Annotated in this window: 3 protein-coding genes; all 3 read left to right on the top strand. The window is 40.5% G+C overall.

Translation table 11 applies throughout. The annotated features are described in order from the left end of the window. Positions 1-126: 126 nt before the first annotated feature. The 3 genes from GNE10_RS32515 to aepX all read left to right on the top strand — a co-directional run bounded on the left by GNE10_RS32515 (position 127) and on the right by aepX (position 4,075). A complete protein-coding gene (locus tag GNE10_RS32515; RefSeq protein ID WP_099072928.1) occupies positions 127-966 on the top strand; it encodes a cyanophycinase in 840 nt (279 codons plus the stop codon). Between the two features lie 276 nt (positions 967-1,242). Continuing rightward, positions 1,243-1,986 carry an NTP transferase domain-containing protein gene (locus GNE10_RS32510; RefSeq protein ID WP_185570125.1) on the top strand — a complete coding sequence of 248 codons (744 nt, stop codon included), beginning with the start codon at positions 1,243-1,245 and terminating at the stop codon, positions 1,984-1,986. A 400-nt stretch (positions 1,987-2,386) separates the two neighbouring features. Further along, positions 2,387-4,075 (top strand): phosphoenolpyruvate mutase, encoded by a 1,689-nt coding sequence (gene aepX, locus GNE10_RS32505; protein ID WP_244918168.1) that lies wholly within the window; start codon positions 2,387-2,389, stop codon positions 4,073-4,075. Positions 4,076-4,099 lie beyond the last annotated feature (24 nt).

The raw sequence follows: 4,099 nt of genomic DNA, 5'->3' as shown, positions 1-4,099 counted from the left end.
CTTTTGGTCTAATTGTAATGACTAATTTTCATACTAGTTTTTTTCAGTAATCTTCCACAAGGAAGATATTATAACTGGAATTGTCATGGTTTATTGAAATTTATCTCCATCAAATCAGGGATCGTTATGATAGAAAGTAATCCGAAACGACAATTAGTAATTATCGGCGGAGCCGAAGATAAAGAAGGCGATTGCCAGATTTTGCGGGAATTTGTTCGCCGCGCTGGAGGTACAAAAGCTAACATTGTGATTATGACGGCGGCGACAGAACTACCGAGAGAGGTGGGAGAAAATTATATTAGAGTGTTTGAGCGATTAGGAGCCGAGCATGTCCGCATCGTTGATACAGAAACTCGCGATGATGCTTCTTCATCCACGGCATTGAAAGCTATTGAAAATGCAACTGGAATATTTTTCACTGGAGGAGACCAAGCTCGCATCACCAGTATTCTCAAGGACACTGACATCGATGCGGCGATTCACAAACGCTATGCGGAAGGCGCAGTCATCGCAGGTACTAGCGCCGGAGCTGCTGTGATGCCAGATAAAATGATCGTTGAAGGTGACTCCCAAACTCATCCTCGCATTGAAACTGTGGAAATGGGGCCTGGTATGGCATTTCTACCAGGAGTCGTAATTGACCAACATTTTTCTCAGCGTGGAAGATTGGGGCGCTTAATTTCGGCTTTGGTACTAGAGCCGGCTGTTTTGGGATTCGGTATTGATGAGAATACCGCAATGGTTGTCACAGATAGTCAAATTGAGGTCATCGGTGAAGGTGCAGTCACAATTGTCGATGAATCAGATGCTACATATAACAATGTAGGAGAAATTTTGAAGGACGAATCCTTGGCCATTTGTGGAGCTAAGCTACATATTTTGCCACACGGCTATAAATTTGACCTCAAAACCCGCCAACCTATTCTCAATAATGGCTCTGTGGCAAATGTTTCTGTAGGAGTCTAGTGAAGTTACTGAATCAGGGGATGATTGAAGTTGACGTGGGGATTATACAACACCCAAATTCTCAAATCATCCCGCAATTATGCAAAGCCGAGTTAGTGATTACCTGCGTGTCAGTAGTATGCATAAAAAGGGGTGATGGAGAGTTACTATTTCTTAGTATATTAAGAATTACTTAATAAACCTTTAATTTAGTAAAATACAGTCATCATAAAATACTGGGAAAATTCTTAAAGTTTCCCAGTTTTTTAGTATCGTAACTCAGTTAGTAACTTGACGATGAAAGCCATAATATTAGCTGCTGGTGTTGGACAACGCTTGGGGAAAGATGGGCAAATCCAACCCAAATGCTTACTGAAGTTTAACGGCAAATCTTTATTAGAGCGCCATTTGATATATCTTCGTCATTATCAGATAGACGAAGTAGTAATTGCCGTGGGCTACCAGGCAGAAAAAATTCAGGATGAAATCAAAGCATTGGGAGCCGAAAACTGGGTTACTACAGTTTACAATCCTGACTATACTAAAGGTAGTGTTATCAGCTTGTGGGCTTTACGTCAAGATGTTGCTGCTGCTGATGATTTATTGTTAATGGATGCAGATGTTTTGTGCGATCGCTACATCATCGAACGGCTAGTAAAGACAAATATCGCCAATTGCTTTCTGTTGGATCGAGATTTTGAAGTGGGGGATGAACCCGTAAAGCTATGTGTCAAAGATGGTTATTTAGTGGAGTTTCGCAAACAAGTGGCTCTTACCCTGTATGATTTTGCTGGCGAATCCGTGGGATTCTTTCGTTTTGAAAATGCCATCGCTCGCCAACTCGCCAGCCGTACAGAACAATATATTAATAACGGACTGCACCACCAGCCTTATGAAGAAGTAATTCGTGATTTACTATTAGAAACTCCAGAAATATTTGGTTACGAAGATATCACTGGTTTACCTTGGATTGAAATCGATTTTCCCGAAGATATTCAACGTGCCCAAAACGAAATTTTACCCCAAATTGAAATGACATAAGAGAGAAATTCTTGCAAAATAATTGAAAATTCATAAGTAAAACAGGTTTGATTCATAGCTATCAAAACGAGCTAAACACACAAGATTCATCTATTGCCGAATAGAGTGAATAAATCTTTGGCACTCATTCTTAATACTGGCTGTTCATCTAATTTGTAAAACCAAAGCGAAATCTAACCTCCTTATGTCATGTTCGGCAAAATAATTATGATTAAATCTCACGCAAAGGCGCAAAGATGCAAAGTTTTTATTGTAAATAATTAGACAAACCTGATATTACCTAGTAGAAAAAGGGGAAAATTTAAAGTCAGATGCAGTTGAAATAAGACCAAAAGAACTTGTAAAAAAGGCGATTGAACGCGTCTCAAAAACCATACAAATTGGAAAATAATTGCGCCAAATGGATATTCAAAAAACATCTTTGCTAACTCTTGCACAATCGGAAATCGAAAATTCAAAATCCCAAATGTCATTAAGTAAGTTTTCTCAACTGCGACAATTATTAGAATCGCCTCAACTGGAATTCATCATGGAAGCTCACAATGGAATTAGTGCCCGCATTGTGGAAGAAGCTGGATTTAAGGGAATTTGGGCGAGTGGATTAGCTGTTTCGGCTCAATATGGCGTTCGAGACAATAACGAAGCCAGTTGGACTCAAGTTGTAGAAATGCTAGAGTTCATGTCTGATGTTACCAACATCCCTATTTTGTTAGATGGCGATACAGGTTATGGCAACTTTAATAACATGCGTCGCTTAGTTAGAAAATTAGAACAACGGGGTATTGCTGGAGTTTGTATAGAAGATAAACTTTTTCCCAAAACCAATAGCTTTATTAATGGTAGTCGCCAAGCCTTGGCTGATATCGATGAATTCTGCGGCAAAATTAAAGCTGGGAAAGATAGCCAAACCCATGCAGATTTCTGTATCATCGCCCGACTGGAAGCTTTGATTGCTGGTTGGGATCTTTCGGAAGCATTGCGGCGAGCTGAAGCTTACCATGCAGCAGGAGCAGACGCTATTCTGATTCACAGTAAATCATCTCGTCCCGACCAAGTGCTAGCTTTTGCAAAAGAGTGGGCGGGACGTTCTCCATTGGTAATTATACCGACCAAATATTACAGCACCGCCACCGATGTGTTTCGCAAAGCCCAAATTAATTTAGTGATTTGGGCAAACCACATGATTCGAGCTGCTGTTGCTAGTATGCAAGCGATCGCCCGCGAAGTTCAAGCCAGTGAAACTTTAATCAACATTGAAGATGACATCGCCCCAGTCAAGGAAATTTTCCGCTTACAAGGAGCCGACGAACTTTTAGAAGCCGAAAAACGTTATTTTAGCAACGGACGCCACCATACTCAAGCGATCGTTTTAGCTGCTACTAGAGGACAAGAATTAGCAGGATTGACTTTAGATAAACCAAAAGTCATGTTACCCCTTGGAGGTAAACCCCTGCTGAGACTTTTAGTTGATAAATTCAAAAAACTTAGCATCAACGATATCACCGTTGTGGCAGGTTACAAAGCAGAAACTATCAACGTTGCAGGTACAAAAGTTATTTGTAACCCAGATTATGCAACAACCGGAGAATTAGCATCCTTAGCCTGCGCCCAAGACAGCTTCGCTGACGAAATGCTCATACTTTATGGCGATTTACTATTTAGAAGTTATATCTTGCGAGACTTATTAGAATGTCCTGGAGAAATTGTCGCCGTGGTTGATTCTGTCATCAACTGTAAATCAGTTAGCGGTTCTCCTGACTATGCTTATTGTTCAGTTCGAGATGACCTTTCCATCTTTGGACAAGATGTTAACTTGTTGCACATCTCCAAAGCCACCGAAACCCAACTGGGAAATTCCTGCGGACGCTGGATAGGAATGTTACGCTTACGCACTCAAGGTAGAAAATGGGTGAGTGAAGCACTCAATGAATTGCAAACGCGATCGGAATTTAATAATTTGGGTTTACCTGAATTATGCAATTATTTAATCGAACAAGGCAAACCAATCAAAGTACTTTACATTCGCGGTAATTGGTTAGATGTTAATTCCTTAGATGACCTTGATTTAGCCTTTCAATTGAAACAATAGAGAATGGGGGATGGGGCATAGGGA

The sequence above is a fragment of the Nostoc sp. 2RC genome (assembly GCF_014222165.1).
Taxonomy (GTDB): domain Bacteria; phylum Cyanobacteriota; class Cyanobacteriia; order Cyanobacteriales; family Nostocaceae; genus Nostoc; species Nostoc linckia.
Note: the sequence above shows the minus strand (reverse complement) of the source record. Positions and strands in the feature narration are given on the sequence as shown.